This window comes from Spirulina sp. CCNP1310, from assembly GCF_034932185.1.
Taxonomy (GTDB): domain Bacteria; phylum Cyanobacteriota; class Cyanobacteriia; order Cyanobacteriales; family Spirulinaceae; genus Spirulina.
In genome coordinates this window covers 1-25,845 of the sequence record NZ_JAYGHW010000069.1, presented here as the reverse complement: position 1 = coordinate 25,845, position 25,845 = coordinate 1, and the positions used below count along the sequence as shown (strand labels likewise).

Below are 25,845 nucleotides of genomic sequence, written 5' to 3'. Positions count from 1 at the left end.
ATGCCGACTACTGCTGCCTTTGGGTCTTGGCGATCGCCCATCACTGCTGAATTAATTGTTTCTGGCTCCATTGGTTTAGGGGGAGTCTATCGGGATGGGGAAGATTTGTATTGGACGGAGAGCCGGCCCCAAGAGGGGGGGCGGACGGTGATCGTTCAGGCCCAAGGGGATGGCAGTGGGGTAGATATGACTCCGGCCCCCTTTAATGTGCGATCGCGGGTGCATGAGTATGGCGGCGGGGCGGCCTTGATCACCGGGAGCGTGATCTATTTTGTCAATTTTGCCGATCAGCGGATCTATCACCATCGGCCCGGGGAAATACCCCAACCGCTCACGCCCGCAGGGCCATGGCGTTATGCAGATTTTATCTTGGATACTGCCCATCACCGCCTCATCACTGTTTGTGAGGATCACAGCAGAGAGGGCGCAGAACCGCAGAATTATCTAGCAGTGGTGGATTTGCAGACGGGAGCGGTTACGCCTTTGGTCACGGGCAGTGATTTTTATAGTTCGCCTCGATTCAGTCCCGACGGCCAGAGCTTGGCTTGGTTAGATTGGCAACATCCGCAAATGCCTTGGGATGGAACGCGGTTATGGGTGGCCAGCGTTGCAGAAGATGGCACGTTGACCGCCCCCCGTTGTGTAGCAGGCAGTGAGGCGGAATCGGTGGCGGTTCCCACTTGGGGGCCCGATGGTCGGCTCTATTTTGTCAGCGATCGCTCTAATTGGTGGAATCTCTACCGGGAAGATGCTGCGGGGATTACGGCCCTTTGCCCCGTTGAAGGGGAGTTTGCTTATCCCCATTGGGTGTTTGGTCTGCAACCCTATCAATTTCTTGATGCTAATACAATAGTTTGTACCTATAGCCAGCAGGGCCAGGATTATTTGGCTCGGTTGGATACTATCACTGGAGAAGTTAGCCCCATTGCGCCGCCCTTTACTCAGTTTGGGGATTTTCAAATTGTCGATGAGGGGGTGGCGGCGGTGATGATTGTTAGCTCTCCTACGGAACCGACGCGATTAATTCACCTTGACCTCGCCACTTGGGAGTATCAAACGTTGAAAACAGCAGCGAGTATTGCCGTTGATTCCACCTATTTTTCAATTCCAGAGGCCATTGAATTTCCCACGGATAACGGCCTCACCGCCCACGCCTGGTATTATCCCCCCTTCAACCCGGACTACACCGCCCCGGCGGGGGAATTGCCCCCTTTAATTGTTAAAAGCCATGGGGGGCCAACGGCAGGAGCAACGGCAACGCTAAACCTGCGAATTCAATATTGGACGAGTCGGGGCTTTGGGGTGGTGGATGTCAACTATGGCGGCAGTATTGGCTATGGCCGGGAATATCGCCAACGGTTACAGGGGCAATGGGGCATTGTCGATGTGGCGGATTGCACCCATGCGGCGGTGTATTTGGCGGATCAGGGTCGGGTGGATCGGGAGCGGTTGGCGATCGCCGGAGGTAGTGCGGGCGGTTACACCACATTGGCGGCTTTGACGTTTAAAGATGTTTTCAAAGCGGGGGCCAGTTACTACGGTGTGAGCGATTTAGCGGCCCTTGCCCAAGATACCCACAAGTTTGAAGCCCGCTATTTGGATGGTTTGATCGGTAAATACCCAGAGGATCAGGAAATTTACGAGGAGCGATCGCCCATCCACCACCTCGATCAGTTAGCTTGTCCGGTGATCTTTTTCCAAGGTTTGGAGGATAAAATTGTCCCCCCCAATCAAGCAGAAATGATGGTCGCGGCGCTCAAAGATAAGGGGTTGCCGGTGGCCTATATTGCCTATCCTGAAGAGCAGCACGGTTTCCGCCAAGCCGCCAACATTAAACGCACCTTAGACGGTGAATTTTATTTCTACAGTCGTATTTTCAATTTCACCCCCGCCGAAAATTTAGAGCCTTTAACGATCTTCAATTTGTCATAATCCTCGTTTGTCGTGTGAATTTTAGTCCGCTGCTCCCCTCTCCCAACTTGGCCCACCGTTTACACACAAATCGATTGCATTTAAACCCCCTTATTAAGGGGGTCGGCGCAGCCGGGGGGATCATGCCGACTGGGGCAGAGGGGGATCCCCCTCTGCCCCCCCTTAAAAAGGGTGAAGAATCGTAGGGTGCGTCAGACAGGATCAGTCATCATGTTAACGATTGGTTTATGCCTGACGCACCATTGACGACTAGCAGATCAAGATAATTTCATCCCAAAAAAGAAAAATACTCTCGTGTTATGGCCCTGCCATGACGCGCTTTCTGAGTCGCTCTGTCGCTCGTCTCCCTCCCTGGGAGAACCTTGAGATCTTGAACATTAAAGCGTTATATGTCCATGAAATTTTTGAGTTATTAAAGGAATAATTAAAGCAGCCATAAAGCCTGATCTATTACTCAGTAAAGATTTGATGAAGATAGTCCTCAAAGCAGGCTAAAATACCAGCATCTTGATAAACTCGCACTTAATCGAAAAACCGAAAAATTGTAGGGTGAGCATTGCCCACCTATCGAGCCTATCAATTCTACAACCACAGGATTACCTTGTAGGATGCCAGTGGGAATATTTTCTATGGGGAGTTAAACCCTCTCATCTTACCCATTCAATCATCATGTCAAAAATTTTATTTAAGTACATTTGACTACTGTTATTTGCAATCTTTTGCTGCTAGTATTCTCGGTAATTTCCCTTAGAAAGTGATTGAGTGACATGGTGATTGGCTCCAATTTTGATCTGTGCTGGATGAGTGCTGTTGCCCTGGGTTCAATGATTGCGATCCCTGTGCAAGCACAAGAACAAGTGTACCCCCCCCATTTGCCGCAATTAATCAATGAAGTTGCAGCCGAAGCCCCCCAACCCCTGATGCGGGTTGACTTGGAGCCTGCGGCTCCCATGTCCCAAATTAACAACGTTTCCCAGTTTCGGGATGTGAATCCGGGGGATTGGGCCTACAGTGCTTTGAGTGATTTGGTGGCCCGTTATGACTGTCTCCGGGGTTATCCGGACGGAACATTTCGGGGGAATCGCGCCCTCTCCCGCTATGAATTTGCGGCGGGTTTAAATGCCTGTCTGCAAGCGATGGAGCGTTTGGTGGCAGAGACGGCAGCAAACTCCGCAACCGCCGCAGATCTAGAAATTCTGCAACAGTTAATGAATGAGTTTGAAATCGAACTCGCCAATTTAGGCCAACGGGTTGATAACCTCACAGGCCGGGTGGAATTCCTCGAAGACAATCAGTTTTCCACCACCACCAAGCTTTTTGGTCAGGCCGTCTTTGGTCTGCAAGGCCGTTTAGGGAGTCGTTCGGACTACCTCGGAGCCAATGGTTTGCTCGGTCGGGACGGGGTGCGCGAAAGTCAGGACACCTACAACAACATGAGTTTTGGGTATAACGCCCAGTTAACTTTCCTGACGGAATTTAACCCCCGGAGTTTTTTGATCACGGGGTTACAGGCGGGGAATTTAACGACGAACGACACGACGACGTTCTTTGGCTTCAATAATGGCGTTACCCGTTTGGGTTATGAGTCCAACACGAATAATGGACTGATCCTCAGTGATTTGAGTTTTCGGCATTTGGTGACGGATAACCTCGCGTTGATCGTCGGGACGGCGGGGGTGAACCCGGTGGCGGTGTTCCGGGGGCCGTCACGGGTGGAAAGTGCAGGGTTTGGGCCGATTTCTCGCTTTGCCCAACGGAACCCGATTATTCAGTTGGGGGCCGGCAGTGCGGGGTTGGGTTTTGATTGGCAGGCAACGCCGATCCTGAGTGTGCAGGGGGTTTATTCGGCGACTTTTGCCAATCTCCCCACGGCTGGCCTGTTTAATGATGCCTATACAGCGGGTTTACAGGTTGCAATCACGCCGACTCGCAACACGGATCTCGCGCTCTACTATCTCAATTCCTATTCTGGCTTGAGTAGTGGCTTTTTACAAACGGGGGTGGGTGATGACCAAGTTGCCGCAACGAACGGCACTCGTCTGAATACCGATGCCATCGGTGCAACAGCGAATTGGATGATCAACGATGACATCACCTTGGGCGGCTGGATGGGTTGGACGACTTCGCGCCAGGTGAATCTTGGCGGAGGTTCGGTGCAGACGAATAATTGGATGCTGTCGTTGCAGTTCCCGGATCTGTTTGCGGAGGGGAATTATGGCGGGATCTTCTTTGGGCAACCGCCCCGGATCACGGGGACGAATTTGGTGGCCAATGGTCGTCTTGATGGCAATATTCCCAGTTTCTTTACGGGCAATGGGGGGACGACGAATGCAGACCGCGACGGTCGGACGCTCCACCTCGAAGCCTTTTATCGTTGGGCGGTGACGGACAATATCACGATTACCCCTGGGGTGGTGATGCTCTTTAATCCCGGCCATCACAACAACAATGAAACGATTACGATCGGTGCGCTCCGCACGACGTTTTCGTTCTAATCAAGCTTGGGGGAGTGGGTGGCTCCCCCGATTTCTCGAAACCTAAAACTAACACTTTCTCATCAGGAGATTGGCTTTAATGATGACAACCAAACTCACAACCACACTGCTCGGATTTGCGGCGGGTTTAGCGATGATCGCCCTCCCCCAAACGGCACAGGCTCAAAACAGTATTGCGATCACCGGCGGAACGACGATTGGTGGAACCAACATCACCAACCTGACTTCAATCCAAATCACAACTGCTCAAGGAACTGCAATCTTCACCTCGCCGGTTTTCCGGGGTGGAACCGGAACTGGATGTCCTAGCGCTTGCTTCGGAGGGCAATCTCTGGTTGGATTTACGGTTTCAGGAACAGGTTTTTCTCCCAGTGGCCCTGTGGTTTTCTCGAATCTCCCTATCATTATCGGTATTGCATCTTCTCTCACGCCAATTACTATTACTGGCGGTAGTTTTAATAATACTGATTCGTTTACAGGAACGCCTCCAGCCTTAAATACTCCAGATTTCAGTGTGGGTCAGTTCCGCTTCGATCCCTTTCCAGCTCCCGCTGCTCCAGCTCCTGCCGCTCAGGCTCCCGTCACTCCCACCTTAACGGCAAGCACCCAAAACTTCAACATCCCCGACCCCATCTCTTTGCAGACCGGCAAGGGGCAAGCCGAGGCCATTTTCCAAGCGGCACAACAACAATCCCTCCGTCCCAACGGAATGCACACCCGCATCATCCCCGCCTGGACTCCCGGCCTCTACCAATAACCCCCCACCGACGCACCGTTCCGCGTCCCCCTTGAATTTAAACATCCTCCAGGAACTTTTCCCAGGAGGATTTTTTTGATCCTGCCCCCTAGGTCAATCTCATCAAAATCCGATCAATCAAATAGCACACTTGATAGAGGGGCGAAAAAATTTTCGCCCCGCCCCACTGGAAGAATTTCAATGCAGTTTACTGATCAAATCACCCCGTCGAAAAGTCGCAGAAAGTTGCTGTAAAGAAACCGATTTTTTCCCATAAAGATCCGCAATTGCCCGCTGAATATCTTCCACTGCACCCTTAAAATAATCTTCACCATCTTGATCAATAAGCTGCTGGGCTAATCGGAAATTTTGATGGCTAATCTCATCGATCTCAACCTGCATAGTAGCCAAAAGCCTACGTCCCATCTGCATCGCCATAAAACATGAACCATAGCGCACAAAATCCGGATCATTCGGCTCCGGCCGCTTGCGGCGATTTTCGGCAATTCTGTAAAGCTGAACCGCGATAATAACCTGCGCTCCGCTTAATTGCTCAGTAAAAATTGAATCGTACAACTTCCCAAAATGTTCACGAGAAAAAAACTTAGCTTGATGCGGTTTCCTTCTCCAAACCGATAAAACAGCCTCAGCCGCCACCCCTGAACTAATATCAGTCGGCCGATTGCTCATCTCAGAACGCTTACGCCGATAATTAAAGCCCAATTGCTGAATATCCATTTCTAACCTTTGTTGACGCTCATCATTAGCGCGTAAATCCTTGAGATCTACTGGATTTTGGCTATTGGTCGCATAGGTAATCCTTTGTACCAGATTTTCATTTTCACGAGGCAATTGATAAAGTCGCAGCAAAACAAAAGCTTGGGTATTTTGATCCAGCAAATCAGACTCTCGTAAAGTCTTAAAGATCGTCATACAGGTTTGACCACCGTTAATCACTTGTAAATTCTCAACACGCACCCGATAATCGCCATCTTGCAATCCATTGTAGGAAAAACTGTCACAGGTCAGAGTGATCCCATTATTGTAAAAGTAAAAATTATTTTTTTCATCGCTCCTTAACGTGTGACGAATCCCTTCATTGACCCGATTTCCTTGCAAACCCAAATAACGACGAATATTTCGCTCTAATAACCGTTCTCCATGACGCTCTATTAGTGCAGCAATTTCAGTGACAGCAATCCTACCCACCAACACCCGGCTAAACTCCATATCTTCAACAATCGCCTTGCCCTTAAGCTGCAACGTATCTTTTACCGGCTTAGACGCTTGCAGAATTTTAACCAAACCCTCATGATTAATATGTTCCCACGTCACCTGATCACCAAACCCGGTGCGCTCAATCGCTTCTTGAGCAGATACATTCCATTTCAGCCCATTGTTACAAGCTAATGCCCGAACTTGGGGAATATAGCCATCTCGGATCAAACTACGCGCTTCTTCCACCTTAACCAGCAATCTTTGATTAATGTGCTCTAATTTAGCTGCGGGATTAAACAAATATTGGACGGCATTGATTAAACTGTCTATCCCTTCCTCAGGAAAATTCGAGTTTCCTTCTAGATTATTCTTGTACTTTGCCTGAAATACATTAACCGTAAATTCACCATCATATTCTTGAGAAATATGCATAGCATCCACACCAAAATCACCACCACCTTCCGTTAAACAATCAAAAGCCTCATCGCCATCTAAATCCAGGATCGTTTGAACACAGAGATAAACAAAAGCCAGAGACTTCAGCCTACTTTCATCTCTAATCCGCAACTCATCAGAAGCCCTTTGACGAATATCATTAACAACTGCTATTAACCGTTGGTCGATAATCGATGCGTTAATATTCATGGTTCATCTACTGAGCCTATTCTAGATAGCTGATCTGATCCTAACTATAGCGATAATTTTCTCATACCATTTAAAATAGCCAACAATGGCCACCTCCCACTTCCCACTTCCCATGTTCAACCTCCGCCTCCGCCTCCGCCTTAAATGGTTCCTCCTCACCCGTAGCCTCAACTACGGCGTAGACTTCACCACGATCCTTTATCAGATCTATCTCAACCACAGCAAAATCATTCACTTTCGCCAAGGCTACCCCGTCTATTCCCTTTCTACCCCCGCCGTATTCAGCCCCCCCGCCGCCAACTTCCTGGCCCGCGCCCTCTACCGCACGATCCAAAACAAAAACCTCCCCAACTTGATGAGCTTTGCCGTCAATGCCACTTGTAACGCCGCCTGCGAGCATTGCAGCTTTTTTGAAGCGGTGGATGAACCAGGGCGGGCCGTCCTCACGCTGGAGCAGGGGCGGGATGCGATCGCCCAAGCCCAAGAATTAGGAGTTTCCGTGATTAACTTCGTGGGGGGGGAACCTTTGCAGCGGCCCGATCTGCCGGATTTAATTCGTTCCGTCGATCGCCAACGCTCCACAACGGTACTCTTTACCAACGGTTGGCTCTTACAAGAACGCGCCCCCGCCCTCCGCGCCGCTGGCCTTGATAGCATCTATGTCAGCCTTGATGGCCCCGATCCAGCATCCCATGATGCTTTCCGCAAAACCTCAGGATTATTTGACCGCGCCTTGGCGGGCCTAAAGCGGGCCAAATCCCTCGGCTTTTCCGTCGGCATTTCCACCACCATGACCCCAGAAAGGCACGCCAAGGGGGAACTAGCCGCCATGGTGGAATTGGGCAAACGCTTAGGGGTGCATGAGGTGCTGGTCTTTGATGCCCTCCCCAGTGGCCGCTACAAAGACCGGGAAGATCTCCGCAATAATCCCGATTGGGTAGAGGAAATGATCCAAGCCGCCAAACCCTATAATCAGGATTCAACCTATCCCGGTGTCGTGTTTTTTGCCTATTTCACCAGCCATCGCAGCGTCGGCTGTTCCTGTGGCACAAGTTATTTTTACCTGTCCCCCTATGGCGATGTGATGTCCTGCGATTTCAACGCCCGCAGCTTTGGCAACATCACCACCGAACCCCTTTGGCGCGTTTGGGAACGCCTCACCACCACGCCGGAGTTTTGCCAGGCCAAATGGGGAGGCTGTAAGGTGAAATCCGTCTCGCCCACGGTGGAGCACCAAAACTGGAGGGAAGATCTAACCCACCAATAACTCAATAAACCGCTGCGGATCGGTGAACTCGCCGACAATGCGACGCTTAGGCGTAGGAGAAACACGGATTAACGTGGGAATGGCGGTAATGTGATCCTGCTCTGCCATTTCTGGGTGCTTATAGATATCAATAACCTTGAGACTGTAAGGCCCCGGTAAACTCACCTCCAACAGTTCATGGAGTTGTTGCAATGTCCGTTCCGTTAGCGTATTGTCCCCCGAGACAAATAACCGCAACACATAGTTATGCACCACGGCAGGTGTAGGAGCATCCCCCAAAAGCACTAAATCTTGGCCGCGATTTTGCCATTGTTCATAGGCCACAATTAAATTTTGTTCCTCCCATAAAGCCGGGAAGTGATCGCGGTAGGTTTCAATCATTTGCAATTCCGGCGCATCCGCCTGCCAGGGCATCAATTGCCACACCACATCGGGCATTTGGAAAATCACATTCAGCAGCGCTTGATACTTTTGAACCAAAGGGTGTAGCTCCGCCACCACCCGCAACTGTTGCGTATGGGCATCCCACCAGCGATCAATGGTCGCTGTATAAAAAGGCACAAGAAAATGGGGCGGCTCCGTCAACCCCAATAGCTCTTGGAGCGCCACACAGAGATCACTATGCCATCGACGCTGTTTATTGGCATCAATGGCATAAATCACATCACCCGCCGGCGTGAACAGGGCAATCCCTTTAAACTGTTCCGGAATACTACTCAAGCCTGAATTGGCCACACCTTAAACCCGACCCCGCAGCATTTGGGCCATTTCGTTGGGGGTGGGGGATTTTTCCAACGCAGTTTCTTCCGTAATCCGGCCTTCTTCGTAGAGTTCATAGAGGGCTTGGTTCATCGTCACCATGCCATCAAACTCACTTTGAATCATTAACTCATGCATCTCCTCATACTGGCCCTTCCCGATATACTCCTTCATCGTCTCAGTGTTGATCAAAATGTCATGGTAAGCAGCCCGTTTACCGTCAGTCGTGCGGCATAGCCCTTGGGCAATAATCGCCACGAGGGATTCTGACAAGGCGATCCGCATCGCGTGCTGTTCCTCGGCGGTGTAGAGGTTCAAAATCCGTTCAATGGTTTTGACCGCGCTGTTCGTGTGGAGCGTTCCCATCACCAAGTGACCCGTTTGCGCTGCTTTGAGGGCGGTGTTCACCGTGCCTTTGTCCCGCATTTCCCCCACCAGAATCAGATCGGGATCTTCCCGCAGCGCCGCCTTGAGGGCGTTGTCAAACAGGAGGGTGTGGGTTCCCACTTCCCGGTGTTTGATCAGGGCTTTTTTACTGGTATGGACGAATTCCACTGGGTCTTCAATGGTGATGATGTGCTTGGCGTGCTCTTTGTTGATGTAGTCAATCATTGCCGCCATCGTGGTGGATTTCCCCGAACCCGTCGGCCCCGTCACCAACACTAACCCCTTATGGGAATCGGAAATATCGCGGAACACAGGCGGCAAGCGCAGTTGCTCCATGGTGAGAATCTTGAGGGGGATCAACCGCATGACGATCGCCGGCCCGGTGAGGGAGTCAAAGACATTGATCCGTACCCGCGCAAAGTCGTATTGTTTGGCGGTATCGAGTTCTTTTGTATCTTTAAACTGTTGAATCTCCTGCTCCGTACAGATTTCCCGCATCCAACTCCAGAAGGTTGGTGCATCGGTAACGGGAAACTCGAGTTTCATCATTTCGCCGCGATCGCGCACCCTTGGCTCTTCTCCCACCCCGAGGTGGATATCCGAATACCCTTCTTTGTTGGCTAAATCAATAATGTCTTGGCAACTGGGCTGGCCTGGGGAACGCTGTTCAGCGGGGGCAGCAGCGGGGGGGCGAGGTGCTGCGCGGCGGTCGGCGGGTAGATGTTGGGTGACATCACCGCCCGGTGCAGCGGGGGGCCGTCGTCCTGGAGGAGGGGCCGGTGCACGACGGGGAGGAGCCGGGGGACGTTGTGGGGATTGTGTCATAGTTCAACCGCTACAATGAGGAGGAGATTTTGCTCTCTCCCCATCTTAAAGGCAATTGAGCGAGGTGGTTGATTCTCGCCCACGGCAAAAAAGGAGCATTGATCATGCTCCTTTTTTGCGATCAATCCCAGGGGAAAACTCTAGTAGAGTGATTCTTCTTGGTGGGTTTGGATCGTGCAGTCCGAGGTGGGATAGGCCACACAGGTCAGCACATAACCGGCTTCGATTTGATCATCATCCAAGAAGGATTGATCCGATTGATCAACCGTACCCGCAGTGATTTTACCGGCACAGGTGGAGCAAGCCCCAGCGCGGCAGGAGTAGGGCAGGTCAATGCCTTGCTCTTCTGCTGCATCGAGAATGTACTCATCATCGGCAACATCAATGGTGGTGTTGATGCCTTCGGCTTCACTGATCAGGGTAACTTTATAGGTTGCCATTGTAGAACTCCTCTCTATGTGGATAGCAGCCTGGACTTCCCTCAGTCTGATGGAAATCGACTGAGTTCGGTTTCTCTAGTCTGATACTACGGGAAAACCTCAGCCCAACGGTGGCGCATTAGTAATGAAAGTCTTAAGTTTCTGTAACATAAACAATGGTTATGTTGCTTAAGCAGATACTTTCCCCCATCGTATTCTAGATCACCTCAAAGCCCGTCGGGGCGAAAAATCTTTCGCCCCAATCTTTCGCCCCAATCTTTCGCCCCAATCTTTCGCCCCAACTTTTCGCCCCGACCTGGTGGGCGTTTAGGAATGATTGATGTTGAAATGGCTCAAGGCAGATTTGAACTGCCGACCTTGGGCTTATGAGTCCCCTGCTCTAACCAACTGAGCTACTGAGCCTTATTTGTGTCACGGTTTATAACCGTAGCATAAAATTGCCGAAATTGGCAAAGGTTGGCTGCAAAAAATTTTTGAGTTGGGCAAATTCTTGATGTCCTAGCGAGGGACGGGGACGGCGTTGAGTAGCCCTTGAATCACGGTGTCTACGGTTACGCCATCGAGGAGGGCATCGGGGGAGAGGATGAGGCGATGGCGGAGGAGGTCGGGGGCGATCGCCTTGACATCATCGGGGGTGACAAAATCCCGCCCCCCTAACCAAGCATAGGCTTGGCTGGCCCGAAACCAGGCCACGGCAGCACGGGGGGAAGCACCCAAGGCGAGATCGCGGGTTTGGCGCGATCGCCCCACCAACGCCAAGAGATAATCCACCACCGCATCCGCCACCTTCACCCCCCGGGCCGCCTGCTGGGCCGCCAAAATCATCGCCACATCTAATAGGGGCGGCTCGTGATCATGGGGAGCCGTTCCCAAATTCAGCAACATTTGTTTTTCAGCCTCCACCGCCGGATAATTAACCACCACCTTAAAGAGGAACCGATCTAACTGCGCCTCCGGCAAGGGATAGGTTCCCTCAAACTCTAGGGGGTTCTGGGTGGCAATCACCCAAAACAGGGGCGAAAGGGCCAAGGTTTCCCCATCAAGGGTGACTTGTCGCTCCTCCATTGCTTCTAAAAGAGCCGCTTGGGTTTTGGGGGGAGTGCGGTTAATTTCATCAGCGAGGAGAATTTCTGTAAAAATTGGCCCCTGTTTGAGTGTGAACGTGCGGCTATTGAGGTCGAAAATATGTGTGCCGAGGATATCGGCGGGGAGGACATCGGGGGTGAGTTGGACGCGGCGAAATTGGGCTTGCAGTCCGAGGGCGATTTGTTTCACCAACAGGGTTTTAGCCGTACCAGGAACCCCCTCTAAGATCACATGACCCCCCGTTAAGAGGGCCACCAGCAGCGCGTTAATCGTCTGGTTTTGGCCCACCACAGTACGGGCAAGGCGGGCTTTGAAGGCGGCGAAGGCTTTGGGGGAGATGGCCATGGGTGGGGACGTTTGGGGGAAATTCCGCTATTTTCTTAAAGATTCTGGCAAGGTTAGGGGCGATCGCACTATGCTAAATGATTAATATCGCTGGCCTTGAACTGATGACCCATTCTTTTGATCATTACTATCAAGTGTTAGGTCTTGAACCGGGTGCGTCCCTGGAGGATATTAACCAGGCCTATAAAGATTTAGCCTTTATCTGGCATCCTGATCGCCTTCCCCAGGATAACCCCCGTTTGCAAGAAAAAGCCGCCGCCCGCCTCAAGGACATTAACCACGCCCGCGATATGTTACGACAGCGATCGCCCCAAGCTGTCCGTCCCCCTACGTCTCCACAACCCACAACCCAAACCTATTCATCAACCCGGCCTTCAGAATCGCCCCGCGCCTCTGGCCAAAGGCCCCCAGAAGCCTACCGCGCCTATCACCAACCCCCCCGCAGCCCTGAACCCCAACGCTCCTACCGTCGTCCCTCCTCCCCGGATTTGGAAGGGGCCGATCTACGGGGCAAAAACCTCCAAGAGCGGGATCTCTCAGGGCAAAACCTGCGGGGCGCAAACCTGATGGGGGCGAACCTCCGGGATGGTTTTCTCCATGGGATTAATCTGGAAAATGCCAATTTACGCCAAGCGGATCTCTTTCGGGCCAACCTGTTACAGGCTAACCTCCGCAATGCCAATCTAGAAGGGGCCAATTTAATCGGGGCTGACTTCAGCGGCGCGGATTTGAGCGGCGCGAATTTACGCAATGCCCAAGTGGGGAAAGGCGATCGCTGGATGGTCAAGCTCACGGGGGCGAATTTGAGCGGGGCGATTTTGCCCGATGGTCGGCAATGTGCTTAGGGAAGTGGGAAGGAACTGTTCATGAATGCGGTTAGTCTGATCTAACATTAAGGTTAAAGTTCGCGCTCTTCTATGGTTTTGGGCAATGCTGAAATCGAAATATTGGTTTCCCCTTCTGCTCTCGGCATTTGTTGCCACTGCTCCCCTCGTTCCCCTGCCGGCCTTGGCCCTGAGGCCTCAAGAAGAAACCCGCATCCGTCTTTATGAACAGACTAGTCCTGCGGTCGTCACCATCGACACGGGCCGGGGCAATGGTTCCGGCAGTATTATCCGCGCTACGGGTTTGGTGCTGACGAATCATCATGTGGTGGAATCTGCGCCACGGGGTCGGGTGGTGGTGATTACGGCGGCGGGCGATCGCCATCAGGGCCAAGTAATTGCCCTTGATCGCGCTAATGATTTAGCTCTGGTGCAGATCCTCAGCCGTCGCCAATTCCCCACAATTCCCTCCGCCCGCCCCGATTCGGTGCGGGTGGGGCAAGAGGTTTATGCCATTGGTAGCCCCTTTGGCCTGTCGGGAACCCTCACCACCGGGATTTTAAGCCGCATTGCCCCCAATGGCGATTTACAAACCGATGCAGCGATCAACCCCGGCAACTCCGGCGGCCCCTTGCTCAATTCCAACGGCGAACTGATCGGTGTGAATAAAGCGATCATCACCCCCAACCAGGGCAATGTGGGCATTGGCTTTGCCACGAATATTGCCGTCGTTGAAGCCTTGATTAACCGTAGTAGCGAGCAAATTGCCACCGCTACCGCCTCCCGCCAAGATACCCCTGCCCCCCCTCAGCCCCAAGCTGCCCGACCCCAAGGCAACGGCATTCGCCTCGGCGTATCCATGACCCCGGATTTGATGATCCAAGGCGTGGAGCGGGGTTCTTTAGCGGCGCGGATGGGGTTAAGGCCGGGCGATCGCCTCGTGGCCATTAACCGCCAGCGACTCCGTTCTGTGGAGGATCTCCTCCTCTTTCTCCATAGCAACCCCGACGCGGCCCTGTTTACCATTGCCCGTGGCCGCCAACTGGCGAACTTCCAAGTGCGCTTTTAATCGGGAATCCAGTTGTATTGTTAATCTGCGTAGGGGCGAAAAATTGTTATGCCTCCGGCAGGCTTACGCCAACGCCCCTACATCCCTTTAAGGGTGAGGTTATCGATGGCGTAATCATCGGGATTGAGCTAGGATCAACTTCGCTCCTTTGGGAATCCGGGCTTGTCATGCCACATCATCTGTTAATCGGGCCGCCGGGAAGCGGTAAAACCACCTTTGCACAAGTTTTGGCGACGGTTGTGCCTCAGCCTTGGATTGTGTCGAGCGATCGCATCCGGGGCCAACTCTATGGCGATCCGCAAATTCAGGGGGCTTGGCCAGAAATTGAAGCCGCCATGCGCGATGAAATCTATACCGCTGTGGCTCAAGGGCAGACGGTGATCTATGATGCCACCAATGCCCGCCAGGCCAATCGTTTAGATTGGTTAGCCTTGATGGCCCCCCTGCAACAACAATGGATCGCCTGGCAATTGGATACGCCCTTGGAGCTTTGTTTAGAACGGAATCAGCAGCGCGATCGCATCGTTCCCCCCGCCATCATCGAAGCCATGGCCAATGTCCTGATCACCCATCCCCCCACCGTTAGCGAGGGTTGGCATAGCTTGATCCCGATTCAACCCCAAGAAGTCAACCCGAAAACGGTGCGGGAAAAATTAGCAATCCTTTGATCGCTTGATCTCCTAATCTTTTGATCTCGTACCATGGCTCTGCCATGGTGCGGGCTTTGGCGGCTCTGCCGCCCGTTGGAGGCAGAGCCTCCGGGGGCATTACTTGGCAGAGCCAAGTCACAAGGGAGAGAATCCCACCGTAGGGGCGTTGGCGTAAGCCTGCCGGAGGCATAAAAATTTTTCGCCCTCCCCTTTCGCCCCTACCGATCTTCAGAAATCACCCTTGTACAGGCCCAATTACTCGGCAAACCAGAGGGCCAACCCATGCGTAGCGCCTCTGGGCAGATCGTCGTCACTGTCAATTGGCAATCAATCAATTGAAACCCCTCTTTTTCCACCTGACGCAAACTTTGCTTCAGAATCGAATCATTATTAAATTCCACCGTTTTATTGCACTGCACACAAACCATATGGTGATGGTGGTGGGGATGGGGCCGGTGCAATTCGTAATGTTTATGACCTTCGGCTAACTCCAACTCCCGCAAAATTCCCATCCGCGCCATTAACTTCACGCTCCGGTAAATCGTCGAGAGGCTAATGGGTTCGCCCCGCTCTTCGAGAGCGTGCTGAAGTTCCTCAGCACTCAGATGATCGCCACGGGGCAGATTTTGGAACACATGGAGAATTTTTTCCCGCTGGGGAGTCAGTCGCCAGCCCCGTGAATTGAGTTCGGCCTTGAGGGTGTTGGCAGTGTAAGGAATCATCGATTCTCAGAAAATTCAACTTATTGACAATGATAAGGGGTTAGATCCCTGAGTTGCAACATTTTGAGCTAATTGAGAATGATTATCTTGTGGGGGAATGGGGAATGGGGAATGGGGAGGGCTGTAGGGGCGTTGGCGTAAGGCTGCCGGAGGCACAAAAATTTTTCGCCCTGATTTGCCTGTGGTACGAACGGCCAACCTTAAAGCACGCCTTTAGAACTGGGGATCTCCTGAGCGCGACGGGGATCGATCGCCACCGCCATCCGTAACGCACGGGCAAAGGCTTTAAACGTGGCCTCAATAATGTGGTGGGAATTGATCCCGTCCAATTGGCGAATATGGAGGGTTAATTGGCTATGGTTGACGATCGCCACGAAAAATTCCCGCACCAGTTGTGTATCATAGTTGCCTACCCGTTGCGTGGGAATGTCTAAGCCATAACTCAAATGGGGCCGGCCGGAAAAATCCATCACCACCTCCACCAAAGCCTCATCCAGGGGGGCGATGAAATGGCCAAAACGGTGAATGCCCTTGCGATCGCCTAATGCCTTCGCTAACGCCATCCCCAACGTAATCCCCACATCCTCATTGGTATGGTGATCATCAATTTCCCAATCCCCATGGGCATGAATATCCAAATCCACCAAACCATGGGAGCTAATTTGATGGATCATGTGATCTAAAAAAGGCACGCCGGTTTTACTGCGGCATTGCCCCGTGCCATCGAGGTCAAGGCTAACGGTTACGTCCGTTTCCCCCGTGGTGCGTTGGACGGTGGCGGTGCGGGCGGGGGTTGTGGTGGAGGGGGTGGAGGGGCGATCGCTCAGTTGCATAGCAATTTATTGAACTTAAAGTGAGAAATTTTAGGGCGGGAGGATCCCCCCTGCCCCCCTTAAAAAGGGGGGTTCCGGAGTTAGCCCCCTTTTTAAGGGGGCCGGCGTAGCCGGGGGGATCGCAGCCTCAAAACGAAGGGAAATCCCCAATCCTGCCAAGAACCTACATCCCCATGATCTCATAACCAGAATCCACATAGAGAATCTGCCCCGTAACACCACTGGCCAGATCACTACAGAGGAACGCCGCCGCATTGCCCACTTCCGTTTGTGTCACCGTCCGGCGCAGGGGAGCGATCGCCTCCACATGGTGGATCATGTCCAAAATACCCCCAACAGCGGAAGAAGCGAGGGTACGAATTGGGCCAGCAGAAATGGCATTAACGCGGATATTTTGCGGCCCCAACTCCGCCGCCAAATAGCGCACACTCATTTCTAACGCCGCTTTTGCCACCCCCATCACATTGTAATTGGGGATCACCTTCACCCCCCCTAAATAGGTGAGGGTGACGATCGCCCCCCCTGCATTCAACAAAGGCCGCGCCGCCTGAGCCAACACCGTTAGGGAATAACTACTAATTTCCAACGCCATTTTAAAGCCATCACGGGAAGTGTTGACGAATTCCCCGGTGAGATCATCGCGGTTGGCAAAGGCCAGGCAGTGGATCAGGATGTCAAAATTGCCCCATTGGGCTTTCACTTCCTCAAACGTCGTCGCAATTTGGGCATCATCCTGGACATTGCAGGGGAGAAACAGCGTCGGGTTGAGGGGTTCAACGAGGGTGCGGACTTTTTTCTCAAACTTACCGGCCTCGTCGGGCAAATAGGTCACGCCAATTTCAGCCCCCGCTGCGTGGAGTTGTTGGGCGATGCCCCAGGCAATGGAGCGGTTATTGGCGATGCCAGTGACGAGGGCTTTTTTGCCGGTTAAGTCTAGGAGCATAGTGGGTTTGCAAAAGGGAATATTTAAATGCTGACTTTCTAGCGTATCAAACTTGGGGGACGCGATCGCCCCTGGGGAGGTTAGTGCCTTAAGGCAGAAGGATGAAGGCAGAAGGATGAAGGCAGAAAGGGGAATCTCTCTTGGGCTAAGGTTTTGCCTTGTCGGCATGGTCGGGTGATTTCCGCCACGCTGTGCTAGGGCGATCGCCTAACCCCCCAACCTCCGTCCTAAAATCACCAAATCCGCATCCCGGCCATCCAAACGGGCAACGCGGGGCAAATACCCCCATTCCTGAAACTGGTATTGGGCAAACAGGGCCAAGCTGGGGGCGTTGTGGGCAAAGATGAAGCCTAACAGGGTCGTGATCCCCACAACGGGAGCCTGGGCTAAACCATACTCCAGCAATTCCCGGCCGAAACCCTGCCGCTGATGGGAATTGGCCACATAGAGGCTCACTTCTGCGGTTGCGCCATAGGCGGGCCGGCCATAGAAGGCTTGGAAACTGAGCCAGGCGATGGGGCGATCGCCCCGCACCATCACCCAAAGGGGATATTTTTCCGGCGTATGGGCCGCCAACCAACCAAGGCGGCTCTCAACGGTAATCGGTTCGAGATCCGCTGTGGCCTGACGGCTGGGGATGGATTCGTTATAAATGGCGACAATGGCGGCTAAATCCGCTGGGGTAGCAAGGCGAATCATCAAGAAACTCCAGAAATTTGGCAGAATAGGGGCATAGAGCAAAATTTCAAACGGGCAACCGTTCCCAAGCTAAACCTCAATGTCGAAAAAACCAACCAATTTTTGGGTCGAAAGTGCCAGTGTGATTGGGTTAAGTCTATTCTTTTCCCTGGTGATCCGGACCTTCATTGCTGAAGCCCGCTACATTCCCTCAGAATCGATGTTGCCCACATTGGAAGTGGGCGATCGCCTCATGATTGAAAAAATCTCCTACCGCTTCAACCCTCCCCAACGGGGCGAAATCATCGTCTTCTACCCCCCCGATACCGCGACGAAGTGCGATCCCCTCCGGCCCCAAACCCTCCCGATCCGCGATGCCTACATTAAACGGATTATTGGCTTGCCCAATGAAACCGTAGAAGTAAAGGAGGGTAAAGTTTATATCAATGGTGATCCCATTGTGGAAAATTACACCCAAGCCCCTCCCGGCTATACCTACGGCCCCGTCACCGTTGCCCCCGATACCTATCTTGTTTTAGGGGATAACCGTAATGCCTCCTGTGATTCCCATGTGTGGGGAGCGGTTCCCAAGGATAATATTATTGGTCGCGCCGCTGTGCGCTTCTTCCCCTTCAACCGCATCGGTACTGATATCTAATCCCCTTCCCAATATGTCCCAAGATTGCACGGTTAACCCACTTCGTTGCGAGGCTCACGATCCCCCCGGCTACGCTGACCCCCTTCACCAGAGGGTTATATTCCTTACCCCCATTTTTAAGGGGGGCAGGGGGGATCTCCTCCCATGAGCGACCCGATCCAAACCGATGGTCATGATGCCCTTGTGGAGGCGTTGGCGCGAGCCTTGCGGAGCAATATCGCCCAAGCCATTGCTATCCAACTGGATCCCAAAGGCCAAAATTTAGAATTGGTGGACATTAAAAGTTATCCCCGGTTTGGGGGGATGATTCGGGCGCGGCAATGGATGACGGGGGTTGTGGGTTTGGGGTTGAGCTATGCGATCGCCAATAGTTTCTTCACCCTTTGGCCTACAGCATTTTTCCCCCTGCGGTTCACAGTGGCGATCGCCGTCATTGCCAGCGGCTTAACCCTGATGATCCTCTTAATGGTGGAACTCATCCAAGGGGCAGGCACGGATCAAGAGGTGCAATGGCGGTATGAGGATCACCTCCTACGGGAATATCAATTCATCCCTTCCCTGAACCAATTTATCCCCGTTCTCATTCTCCTCGCCGCCGGTTTACTGACGATCATTTTTGGCTTTGCTAATCTCTATGGCGAATTGGCACGTTTTGATCTCACTAACTTTAGCGGGTTAACACCGGGCCTCTATGCCCTCTATTTTTCCCTCGTCACCTTCTCCACCGTTGGCTATGGCGATATTCATGCCGATTCTTTCCTGGCCCGCTTGGCAACAGTGGGGGAGATTTTTACCGCCATGTTTGTGAGTTTGGTGGTGATTTCGACGATCCTTTCTTGGGTGATTGCCCACAAACGCCAAGAGCAAGAATTGGCCATTAAGGAACGGATTCGTGAGCGGGGTGTAGATCAAAATTCTCCTGAGTCTGCTTCCCTTTCGCAACCATGAGCGGTTGGTTTGCCCTCTGGCATCGGGAGGGCCAACGGGGTGATCCCCAAGTTTTACAGGCGATCCTGCAAACCCTCACCCCTTCAGGCCCCGATGCTCAGACCCTTTGGCAGGCTGAAAATTTGGCCTTGGGCCATACCCTGCTGGCCATCCGCCCCGAATGCCCCCAACCCCTCACGTTAGATGGTGAAGTGTATCTCACCAGTTCGGTGCGGCTGGATGGGGCGGCGCAATTGCGGCGGAATTTAGGTTGTGGCTCAAGGGTGACAGAGCCGGAATTGTTGCTCAGGGCCTATCTCGCTTGGGGCGAGGCTTGTTTAACACACCTTCAGGGGGATTTTGCCTTTGCGATTTGGGATGGGCGACAACAGCGGTTATTTTGTGGGCGGGATCAGTTGGGGGTGAAGCCTTTGTATTATGCCCAGTTGGGGCCGTTGGTGGTGGTGAGTACCGCCATTGCGCCATTGCGAACCCATCCGGCGGTATCGGAGCAAGTGAATGAAGAGGCGATCGCTGATTTTCTCCTTTTCGATTTCAACCACAACCCCCACAGGACGACATTTCAGGATATTCAATCTGTACCGGGGGGGCATCTTTTGCGGATCACACCGGAGGCGCTCACAACCCGCCGCTATTGGACGTTACCCGTTCCCGAAGCCCTGCGTTATCGCGATCCGCAACAGTATTTAGAGGCATTTCACGACCATTTAAAAACGGCAGTAGGCGATCGCCTTCCCCCTGATCAACCCGCTGCAATTTTGCTCAGTGGGGGGCTGGATTCGGGGATATTGGCGGCAATGGCCCAAGACCTCCATCCCGGCCCGCTCCAAGCCTATACCATCGGCTATCAAACCCTGATCCCCGATACCGAACCCCAATACAGCCACCAAACCGCCCAAGCGCTACAAATTCCCCTCCAAACCCTTTGGGCTGATGATGCGATCCCCTTTTCCCACAAACCCGCTAGCCCAGAACCCAGCCTTGATCCCACCCCCCAATTCACCGCAATGCAATATGGGCTAATCGCCCAACAGAGCCGCGTCCTCCTCTATGGTCAGGGGGGGGATGAAGGGCTGCGGCTTTCGACGGTGGGGGAAATGTTGCGGGGGATGCCTTGGCATCAAGTTTTTGGCGATCTTTGGGCTTGTTTGTTTACCCACAAACTCCGGCCCCATTGGGGAACGGGGTTACGGGCTAAATTACGCAGATCGCCCCCTGATCCCTGGGCGGGTTATCCCCATTGGTTAGCCCCGGATTTTGCGGCAAGGGTGGGGGCGCGAGAGCGATGGCAGTCAATCCGCCAGCAGCCCGATCCCGTCATTCATCCCTACCGCCACCGGGCCTATCGCAGTCTACTGCAACCCCTGTGGCGGCTCAACTTTGAAACCAGCGATCCCGGTTATCACGGTTTCCCCTTAGAAATTCCCTTTCCGTTTCTCGATCTGCGCTTGCTGGATTTCCTCCTTGCTGTCCCCCCCCTACCTTGGTTTGTCGATAAAACCCTAATCCGGGCTACCCTACGCCAACGCTATCCCCAAATCCCCCCGACCATCACTGAACGCCCCAAAACCCCCCTAGCTGGCCATCCCATTCTCGTTTGGTTGCAACGGGGTCTAAACCCCTGGGATATAGTGGGGGAAGGGGCGATGAGCAACTATCTTGATCTCGCTCAATTTCAGCAAGCAATTCCCGCTCAACCCGTGGGGATTGGCGAAGTTTGGCCCTTATTGCGAGCGGTACATTTAGCCCAATGGTTGCCCACAAAATAGAACGCCAAACCGTAGGGGCGAAAAATCTTTCGCCCTCCCCGTAGGGGCGAAAAACTTTTCGCCCTCCCCATAGCGTGATTAAATTCTAAAAATCATGAAACCTTCAACCGCTTTTATGGCGATCGCCGACTATCTTGAAGGCGAAAAAAGCAGTCCGATCCGCCATGAATATTTAGGCGGTCAAATCTTTGCCATGTCTGGCGGTAGTGAAGAGCATAATCGCATCGCCCTCAATATTGCCAGTTTCTTAAAGTCTCACCTCCGGGGCAGCGGTTGTAAAACCTTCATCGCCGATATGAAGGTCAATATAGCCATTGCCCAACGTGCCGCCGATCTTTTTTATTATCCCGATGTGATGGTGACTTGCGATCCGCAAGATACCGAAAAATTTTATAAACGTTTTCCTTGTTTGATTGTGGAAGTGCTTTCTCCCTCCACCGAAAGTTTAGATCGGCGGGAAAAATGGCTCAACTATCAAACCCTGTCCAGTTTACAGGAATATATTCTTGTTTCCCAATCAGCAATGAAAGTGGAAATTTACCGACTAGATACGGGCGGCAATTGGTCGCTGGAAATCTTAGAAGCCGATGATCTTTTAGTCTTAAATTCAGTAGGTTTAACCTTAACCATAGCAGAAATTTATGACGAGGTTTTGACCCCATGATCCGCTTAAACGAAAAAATCCCCCGCGTGGGGGGATTTGGTGGCTTCCCCCGGAATGGGGGAAGCGGTTAAACCCTAGGGTTTAGTAGTCGAAGTCACCGCCGCCGGGGCCTGCGGAAGCTTTTTCTTTTTCGGGTTTGTCCACCACAATGCACTCAGTGGTCAGCACCATGCCCGCAATGGAAGCGGCATTTTGCAACGCGCTGCGGGTCACTTTAGCAGGGTCAACCACACCGGCTTCAAACATATCTGCAAACTCATTGGTCGCAGCGTTGTAGCCGACGTTGAAGTCTTTTTCCTTCACCCGTTCAGCAATCACCGCACCGTTTTGACCGGCATTTTCGGCAATCCGTTTCAGGGGAGCGAGGAGGGCGCGAGCCACCAACAAAGCACCAGTCAACTCTTCATTAACCAGGGTTTTGCTGGCCCATTCTTCCAACTGGGGAGCAAGGTGCGCCAACGTCGTACCACCACCAGGGACGATGCCTTCTTCCACAGCCGCTTTCGTGGCGTTGATGGCATCTTCGAGGCGGAGCTTACGGTCTTTCATTTCCGTTTCCGTCGCTGCACCCACTTTCACCACGGCCACACCACCGGAGAGTTTGGCTAACCGCTCTTGGAGTTTTTCCTTGTCGTAGGAAGATTCGGTTTCTTCCATTTGACGGCGGATTTGATCGCAGCGGGTTTTGACGGCTTGCTCGTTGCCATCAGCGACGAGGGTTGTGCTTTCTTTCGTGATCGTGACGCGACGGGCGTTGCCGAGCATATCCAGCTTGGTGGCATCCAGTTTGAGGCCAGCATCTTCGGTGATCATCGTGCCGCCGGTCAGGACGGCGATGTCTTCGAGGATTTGCTTACGGCGATCGCCAAACCCAGGGGATTTAACCGCAGCCACATTCAAGATCCCCCGCAGGCGGTTCACCACCAAGGTAGCCAGGGCTTCTTTTTCAATATCTTCAGCGATGATCAGTAACGGTTTGCCGGAGCGGGCCACCTGTTCGAGGACGGGAACTAAATCCTGCACCAACGTAATTTTTTTATCGGTGATCAGAATATAGGGGTCTTCTAACACCGCTTCCATCCGCTCAGTGTCGGTGACGAAGTAGGGGGAGATGTAGCCTTTGTCAAAGCGCATCCCTTCGGTGATTTCCAGTTCCGTCACCATGGACTTGCCTTCTTCAAGGGAAATGACCCCCTCTTTGCCGACTTTTTCCATGGCTTTGGCGATCATGTTGCCCACTTCTTCATCGTTCCCGGCGGAAATGGTTCCCACTTGGGCGATCGCCTTCGTATCAGAAATTTCGCGAGCGTGCTCTTTAATGCGGCCAACGAGAAATTCCGTAGCGCGATCCACACCCCGTTTCAGGGCGATGGGGTTCGCACCGGCAGCAACGTTGCGCAGCCCTTCTTTAACCATGGCGTGGGCCAGAACCGTAGCGGTGGTGGTGCCATCCCCAGCTACATCGTTGGTTTTAGAAGCCGCTTGACGAATCAGAGCAACACCCGTGTTTTCGATGTGGTCTTCCAATTCAATTTCTTTGGCAATGGTGACACCATCGTTGACAATTTGGGGTGCGCCAAATTTCTTTTCAAGAACGACGTTACGACCTTTGGGGCCAAGGGTGACGGCTACCGCTTCTGCCAGTAAATCGATCCCTTTTTCGAGAGCGCGGCGGGCTTCTTCGTTGTAAATAATGCTCTTAGCCATACTTGAGATCCTTCCAAAAAACGAGTGTTGAGATGATTGAAATTGAGGTTTATTTTTTGGGCAAGCTGCCTGTTGGACTCATCCAGTGGTGAACAGGCAAAGGCTTGACTCCAACGGAAATTTAGGCGACGGAAGCGAGGATGTCTTTTTCAGACAACAGCACATATTCTTCGCCGTTGAGTTTGATATCGGTACCGGCATATTTGGAGTAAAGCACGCTGTCCCCGACTTTCACTTCCACGGGGATGCGGTTGCCGTCTTTATCTAGCTTGCCGGGGCCAACTGCCGCAACTTCGCCCACTTGGGGTTTTTCCTTCGCGGTGTCAGGGAGGTAGATGCCGCCAGTGGTTTGCTCTGCGCCGGGGCTAACTTTGACGAAAACGCGATCGCCTAAGGGGTTAACGGTTGAAACATTGATGGTTAAAGCAGCCATGAAGATCCTCCAAGAATTGGAAATATAAATGTGGCGTGGGTTGGAGTGATTGCCTTTAGCACTCTCACCTTCCGAGTGCTAATTTACCCAACCGAGGGATCTCCTGGCAACTCGTGACCAAGTAGGGTTTACCGTACTCAGGCGGGGGGAATGCCCTCATCCCCCAGCCCCTTCTCCCAAAATTGGGAGAAGGGGAGCCAGATTCAAAGTCCCTCTCCCGACCTGGGAGAGGGATTTAGGGTGAGGGCCGCAAAACCCTAAAACTCAGCAGTCAACGGCGTGCGCGGAAAGGGAATCACATCGCGAATATTCCCCATCCCCGTCATGAACTGCACCAACCGCTCAAACCCCAAACCAAAACCGGCATGGGGAACCGTTCCATAGCGGCGTAGATCCCGATACCACCACAGATCCTCTAAAGGCATTTGAGCAGCGGCGATCCGTTGATCCAAGAGATCGAGCCTTTCTTCCCGTTGGGAGCCGCCGATGATTTCGCCGATTTTGGGCGCGAGAATATCCATAGCCGCCACGGTTTTGCCGTCATCGCTGAGGCGCATATAAAAGGCTTTAATTTCCGCCGGATAATCAGTGACAATCACCGGCTTTTTAAACAATTCTTCTGCTAAATATCGTTCATGTTCCGATTGCAAATCTAACCCCCAAGCCACGGGATAGTTAAAGGAGCGATCGCTCTTCTCCAACAAACCAATTGCTGCCGTATAGGTGATCCGGGCAAACTCATGATTGACAATATTTTCTGCTGTTGCCAGTACCGTGTTATCAATGCGCTGGTTGAAAAATTCCAAATCTTCAGAGCAATGTTCTAAAACATGATTAAACACAAACTGTAGGAAATCTTCCGCAAGATCCATATTGCCGATCAAGTCACAAAACGCCATTTCCGGCTCCACCATCCAAAATTCCGCCAAGTGGCGGGAGGTGTTGGAGTTTTCCGCTCGGAATGTGGGGCCAAAGGTGTAAACCTGACTGAAGGCCAGAGCCATCACTTCCGCTTCTAACTGACCGCTGACGGTGAGGTAGGCGGGTTTGCCAAAAAAGTCCTGACTAAAATCTACGCCCCCCGCTGGGGTTTGGGGCAGATGGGCTAAATCGAGATTTGTTACCCGGAACAGTTCCCCCGCCCCTTCACAATCATTGGTGGTAATGATCGGGGTATGCACCCAGAGGAAGCCGCGAGATTGAAAGAATTGATGGATGGCCCAGGCGCAGGCATTACGCACCCGGAAGACAGCGCCGAGGGTGTTGGTGCGCGATCGCAAATGGCCAATGTCTCGCAAAAACTCAAAGGTATGCCTTTTTTTCTGCAAGGGGTAGGTTTCCGGGTCGGAGGAGCCGATCACCTCGAAGCGGGTGGGGATCAGTTCCAACCGTTGGCCTTTCCCCTGGGAGGCTTGGAGGGAACCACTGACGGCTACCGATGCACCGATGGCGATCGCCTTCAACAGTTCCCCATAGTCGGGAAATTCCCCCGGAATCACCACCTGCAAATTCGCCAGGGCAGAACCATCATTAACCTCCACAAAGGCAAACCCTTTGAGTTCTCGTTTGGTGCGCACCCACCCCTCAATCGGGAGGGTTTGTTCCGGCTGACCGTGGCGGAGGATTTCAATAATGCTGCGTTTTTCCATGGACTTTGGGGGGAAATGGGGACGAAAGGCAAGGCGTTAGGGCTTATTATTGCAAATTTTCTCCTCAAGGTTATCCGCCATCTGGTTATCGTCTGGATTAGCCTGGGGGCGAACTGGGGGGCGAACTGGGGGCGAACTGGGGGGCGAACTGGGGGCGAACTGG

General features: G+C 52.7%; 23 protein-coding genes and 1 tRNA gene. 11 read left to right on the top strand and 13 right to left on the bottom strand.

What is annotated here, in order from left to right:
• The 3 genes from VB712_RS12595 (at position 1) to VB712_RS12585 (ending at position 5,184) form a co-directional block, all read left to right on the top strand.
• Positions 1-1,932 carry a S9 family peptidase gene (locus tag VB712_RS12595; protein WP_323255190.1) on the top strand — a complete coding sequence of 644 codons (1,932 nt, stop codon included), beginning with the start codon at positions 1-3 and terminating at the stop codon, positions 1,930-1,932.
• Between the two features lie 824 nt (positions 1,933-2,756).
• Positions 2,757-4,427, top strand: a complete 1,671-nt coding sequence (locus VB712_RS12590) for an iron uptake porin (RefSeq protein ID WP_323255188.1) — start codon at positions 2,757-2,759, stop codon at positions 4,425-4,427.
• An 82-nt stretch (positions 4,428-4,509) separates the two neighbouring features.
• Positions 4,510-5,184, top strand: coding sequence for a hypothetical protein (locus tag VB712_RS12585; RefSeq protein WP_323255186.1), 675 nt, complete (start codon positions 4,510-4,512; stop codon positions 5,182-5,184).
• Positions 5,185-5,361: 177 nt separating this feature from the next.
• Here the strand turns inward: VB712_RS12585 and VB712_RS12580 are convergent, their stop codons facing one another.
• Complete coding sequence (locus VB712_RS12580) at positions 5,362-7,026, bottom strand: AIPR family protein (RefSeq protein ID WP_323255184.1); 1,665 nt, start codon at positions 7,024-7,026, stop codon at positions 5,362-5,364.
• Positions 7,027-7,138: 112 nt separating this feature from the next.
• On the opposite strand from VB712_RS12580, the gene VB712_RS12575 reads away from it, so the two are divergent.
• Positions 7,139-8,293: a radical SAM protein gene (locus VB712_RS12575; protein ID WP_323255182.1), complete on the top strand. Its 1,155-nt coding sequence runs from the start codon at positions 7,139-7,141 to the stop codon at positions 8,291-8,293.
• Here VB712_RS12575 and VB712_RS12570 read toward each other — a convergent pair.
• The 5 genes from VB712_RS12570 to VB712_RS12550 all read right to left on the bottom strand — a co-directional run bounded on the left by VB712_RS12570 (position 8,279) and on the right by VB712_RS12550 (position 12,135).
• Positions 8,279-9,028, bottom strand: a complete 750-nt coding sequence (locus tag VB712_RS12570) for a circadian clock KaiB family protein (RefSeq protein ID WP_323255180.1) — start codon at positions 9,026-9,028, stop codon at positions 8,279-8,281. The genes VB712_RS12575 and VB712_RS12570 overlap by 15 nt on opposite strands.
• Positions 9,029-9,031: 3 nt before the next feature.
• A complete protein-coding gene (locus VB712_RS12565; protein WP_323255178.1) occupies positions 9,032-10,264 on the bottom strand; it encodes a type IV pilus twitching motility protein PilT in 1,233 nt (410 codons plus the stop codon).
• A 140-nt stretch (positions 10,265-10,404) separates the two neighbouring features.
• Entirely contained in the window at positions 10,405-10,704 is a 300-nt protein-coding gene (locus VB712_RS12560) for a ferredoxin (RefSeq protein WP_323255176.1), read from the bottom strand.
• Between the two features lie 328 nt (positions 10,705-11,032).
• Positions 11,033-11,106: transfer RNA gene (locus tag VB712_RS12555), tRNA-Met, on the bottom strand.
• 96 nt (positions 11,107-11,202) lie between these two features.
• Positions 11,203-12,135, bottom strand: a complete 933-nt coding sequence (locus tag VB712_RS12550; protein WP_323255174.1) for a MoxR family ATPase — start codon at positions 12,133-12,135, stop codon at positions 11,203-11,205.
• A 104-nt stretch (positions 12,136-12,239) separates the two neighbouring features.
• Between VB712_RS12550 and VB712_RS12545 the strand changes: the two genes are divergently transcribed.
• The 3 genes from VB712_RS12545 to VB712_RS12535 all read left to right on the top strand — a co-directional run bounded on the left by VB712_RS12545 (position 12,240) and on the right by VB712_RS12535 (position 14,696).
• The gene (locus VB712_RS12545) at positions 12,240-12,980 is read left to right on the top strand and encodes a pentapeptide repeat-containing protein (RefSeq protein ID WP_323255172.1); all 741 of its coding nucleotides are present in this window, start codon (positions 12,240-12,242) and stop codon (positions 12,978-12,980) included.
• 85 nt (positions 12,981-13,065) lie between these two features.
• A complete protein-coding gene (locus VB712_RS12540; protein ID WP_323255171.1) occupies positions 13,066-14,028 on the top strand; it encodes a S1C family serine protease in 963 nt (320 codons plus the stop codon).
• A gap of 167 nt (positions 14,029-14,195) precedes the next feature.
• Positions 14,196-14,696 carry an AAA family ATPase gene (locus tag VB712_RS12535; RefSeq protein ID WP_323255170.1) on the top strand — a complete coding sequence of 167 codons (501 nt, stop codon included), beginning with the start codon at positions 14,196-14,198 and terminating at the stop codon, positions 14,694-14,696.
• Positions 14,697-14,896: 200 nt separating this feature from the next.
• Here VB712_RS12535 and VB712_RS12530 read toward each other — a convergent pair whose 3' ends face one another.
• The 4 genes from VB712_RS12530 to VB712_RS12515 form a co-directional block, all read right to left on the bottom strand.
• A complete protein-coding gene (locus tag VB712_RS12530) occupies positions 14,897-15,400 on the bottom strand; it encodes a transcriptional repressor (protein WP_323255168.1) in 504 nt (167 codons plus the stop codon).
• Between the two features lie 200 nt (positions 15,401-15,600).
• Positions 15,601-16,233 (bottom strand): imidazoleglycerol-phosphate dehydratase HisB, encoded by a 633-nt coding sequence (gene hisB, locus VB712_RS12525; protein WP_323255166.1) that lies wholly within the window; start codon positions 16,231-16,233, stop codon positions 15,601-15,603.
• Positions 16,234-16,396: 163 nt separating this feature from the next.
• Positions 16,397-17,176, bottom strand: coding sequence for an enoyl-ACP reductase FabI (gene fabI / locus VB712_RS12520; protein WP_323255164.1), 780 nt, complete (start codon positions 17,174-17,176; stop codon positions 16,397-16,399).
• A 207-nt stretch (positions 17,177-17,383) separates the two neighbouring features.
• Positions 17,384-17,875, bottom strand: coding sequence for a GNAT family N-acetyltransferase (locus VB712_RS12515; protein WP_323255162.1), 492 nt, complete (start codon positions 17,873-17,875; stop codon positions 17,384-17,386).
• A 79-nt stretch (positions 17,876-17,954) separates the two neighbouring features.
• Here VB712_RS12515 and lepB point away from each other — a divergent pair, with 79 nt between their 5' ends.
• From lepB to VB712_RS12495, 4 genes are all read left to right on the top strand, one after another.
• Complete coding sequence (lepB, locus tag VB712_RS12510; RefSeq protein WP_323255160.1) at positions 17,955-18,512, top strand: signal peptidase I; 558 nt, start codon at positions 17,955-17,957, stop codon at positions 18,510-18,512.
• Between the two features lie 144 nt (positions 18,513-18,656).
• Positions 18,657-19,460 carry a potassium channel family protein gene (locus tag VB712_RS12505; protein WP_323255158.1) on the top strand — a complete coding sequence of 268 codons (804 nt, stop codon included), beginning with the start codon at positions 18,657-18,659 and terminating at the stop codon, positions 19,458-19,460.
• Entirely contained in the window at positions 19,457-21,229 is a 1,773-nt protein-coding gene (locus tag VB712_RS12500) for an asparagine synthetase B family protein (RefSeq protein ID WP_323255156.1), read from the top strand. Before VB712_RS12505 ends, VB712_RS12500 begins: the two co-directional genes overlap by 4 nt.
• 94 nt (positions 21,230-21,323) lie before the next feature.
• Positions 21,324-21,893, top strand: coding sequence for a Uma2 family endonuclease (locus tag VB712_RS12495; protein ID WP_323255154.1), 570 nt, complete (start codon positions 21,324-21,326; stop codon positions 21,891-21,893).
• 81 nt (positions 21,894-21,974) lie between these two features.
• Here VB712_RS12495 and groL read toward each other — a convergent pair whose 3' ends face one another.
• The 3 genes from groL to asnS form a co-directional block, all read right to left on the bottom strand.
• The gene (gene groL / locus VB712_RS12490; RefSeq protein ID WP_323255153.1) at positions 21,975-23,600 is read right to left on the bottom strand and encodes a chaperonin GroEL; all 1,626 of its coding nucleotides are present in this window, start codon (positions 23,598-23,600) and stop codon (positions 21,975-21,977) included.
• Positions 23,601-23,721: 121 nt separating this feature from the next.
• Positions 23,722-24,033: a co-chaperone GroES gene (gene groES / locus VB712_RS12485; RefSeq protein WP_323255151.1), complete on the bottom strand. Its 312-nt coding sequence runs from the start codon at positions 24,031-24,033 to the stop codon at positions 23,722-23,724.
• 257 nt (positions 24,034-24,290) lie between these two features.
• The gene (asnS, locus tag VB712_RS12480) at positions 24,291-25,682 is read right to left on the bottom strand and encodes an asparagine--tRNA ligase (RefSeq protein WP_323255149.1); all 1,392 of its coding nucleotides are present in this window, start codon (positions 25,680-25,682) and stop codon (positions 24,291-24,293) included.
• Positions 25,683-25,845: the final 163 nt, after the last annotated feature.

Coding starts and splice junctions, on each gene's coding strand:
- VB712_RS12595 (WP_323255190.1), top strand. CDS start 1: ATGCCGACTACTGCTGCCTTTGGGTCTTGGCGATCGCCCATCACTGCT.
- VB712_RS12590 (WP_323255188.1), top strand. CDS start 2,757: ATGATTGCGATCCCTGTGCAAGCACAAGAACAAGTGTACCCCCCCCAT.
- VB712_RS12585 (WP_323255186.1), top strand. CDS start 4,510: ATGACAACCAAACTCACAACCACACTGCTCGGATTTGCGGCGGGTTTA.
- VB712_RS12580 (WP_323255184.1), bottom strand. CDS start 7,026: ATGAATATTAACGCATCGATTATCGACCAACGGTTAATAGCAGTTGTT.
- VB712_RS12575 (WP_323255182.1), top strand. CDS start 7,139: ATGTTCAACCTCCGCCTCCGCCTCCGCCTTAAATGGTTCCTCCTCACC.
- VB712_RS12565 (WP_323255178.1), bottom strand. CDS start 10,264: ATGACACAATCCCCACAACGTCCCCCGGCTCCTCCCCGTCGTGCACCG.
- VB712_RS12560 (WP_323255176.1), bottom strand. CDS start 10,704: ATGGCAACCTATAAAGTTACCCTGATCAGTGAAGCCGAAGGCATCAAC.
- VB712_RS12550 (WP_323255174.1), bottom strand. CDS start 12,135: ATGGCCATCTCCCCCAAAGCCTTCGCCGCCTTCAAAGCCCGCCTTGCC.
- VB712_RS12545 (WP_323255172.1), top strand. CDS start 12,240: ATGACCCATTCTTTTGATCATTACTATCAAGTGTTAGGTCTTGAACCG.
- VB712_RS12540 (WP_323255171.1), top strand. CDS start 13,066: ATGCTGAAATCGAAATATTGGTTTCCCCTTCTGCTCTCGGCATTTGTT.
- VB712_RS12535 (WP_323255170.1), top strand. CDS start 14,196: ATGCCACATCATCTGTTAATCGGGCCGCCGGGAAGCGGTAAAACCACC.
- VB712_RS12530 (WP_323255168.1), bottom strand. CDS start 15,400: ATGATTCCTTACACTGCCAACACCCTCAAGGCCGAACTCAATTCACGG.
- hisB (WP_323255166.1), bottom strand. CDS start 16,233: ATGCAACTGAGCGATCGCCCCTCCACCCCCTCCACCACAACCCCCGCC.
- fabI (WP_323255164.1), bottom strand. CDS start 17,176: ATGCTCCTAGACTTAACCGGCAAAAAAGCCCTCGTCACTGGCATCGCC.
- VB712_RS12515 (WP_323255162.1), bottom strand. CDS start 17,875: ATGATTCGCCTTGCTACCCCAGCGGATTTAGCCGCCATTGTCGCCATT.
- lepB (WP_323255160.1), top strand. CDS start 17,955: ATGTCGAAAAAACCAACCAATTTTTGGGTCGAAAGTGCCAGTGTGATT.
- VB712_RS12505 (WP_323255158.1), top strand. CDS start 18,657: ATGAGCGACCCGATCCAAACCGATGGTCATGATGCCCTTGTGGAGGCG.
- VB712_RS12500 (WP_323255156.1), top strand. CDS start 19,457: ATGAGCGGTTGGTTTGCCCTCTGGCATCGGGAGGGCCAACGGGGTGAT.
- VB712_RS12495 (WP_323255154.1), top strand. CDS start 21,324: ATGAAACCTTCAACCGCTTTTATGGCGATCGCCGACTATCTTGAAGGC.
- groL (WP_323255153.1), bottom strand. CDS start 23,600: ATGGCTAAGAGCATTATTTACAACGAAGAAGCCCGCCGCGCTCTCGAA.
- groES (WP_323255151.1), bottom strand. CDS start 24,033: ATGGCTGCTTTAACCATCAATGTTTCAACCGTTAACCCCTTAGGCGAT.
- asnS (WP_323255149.1), bottom strand. CDS start 25,682: ATGGAAAAACGCAGCATTATTGAAATCCTCCGCCACGGTCAGCCGGAA.